This is a genomic window from Vibrio sp. 1580 (genome assembly GCF_033340055.1).
This window is the reverse complement of record NZ_JAWOVT010000401.1, coordinates 1-627: the sequence shown is the minus strand read 5'-3', so window position 1 is coordinate 627 and position 627 is coordinate 1. Positions and strand designations below refer to the sequence as shown.

Annotated in this window: 1 pseudogene; it reads left to right on the top strand. The window is 46.7% G+C overall.

Going from position 1 to position 627, the window contains the following annotated elements:
• Nucleotides 1-24: 24 nt before the first annotated feature.
• Nucleotides 25-627: pseudogene (locus R7093_RS26255) on the top strand (peptidase M23); the annotation flags it as partial.

Here is a 627-nt window from a genome sequence, read left to right as displayed (position 1 = left end):
ACGCCTATTTAAGTAACAATAACTATGTCTAAAAAAATCATCATGCAGATCCCCACTAAAAACGGTGATCAGCAATTTTATTTGGGCCGCGGTTCGGTCCTAACCATATTAACTTCGATCATCGCCTTACCTGCCGTTGTCGGCGGGGCTTGGTATTTGAACCAGCAACAGATTCATAATCAGACAACGTTGGCGCAAACCATTACCAAACTAGAAAGCGAGAAAGCAGAAATCACAGCGCTCTATGAAGAGCAATTGGATACCAACCACTCACTCTCTCAAGCTTTGACGGACAAGAACAACCAGATTCAACTGCTCGGAAAGCGCGTATTTGATGTGGAATCGGTACTCGGCCTTGCTGATGAAGAGCTGTCTATCGATGAGAACAACCTCGCCTTAGAAGAGCGAATTGATGCGGCAGCTATAGATTCTGCGGTTCGTGCGACCATGTTCCGTTTGATTCCGAATGACAGCCCAGTGACGTATCAACGAATCTCTTCTTCTTACGGCAGTCGGATCAATCCTATCTCAGGCAGAAGACACGTGCATACTGGTATCGATTTGACCTGTAAGCGCGGTGAAGAAATTCTCGCACCTGCAGACGGTGTGGTTGAAACCGTACGTCCA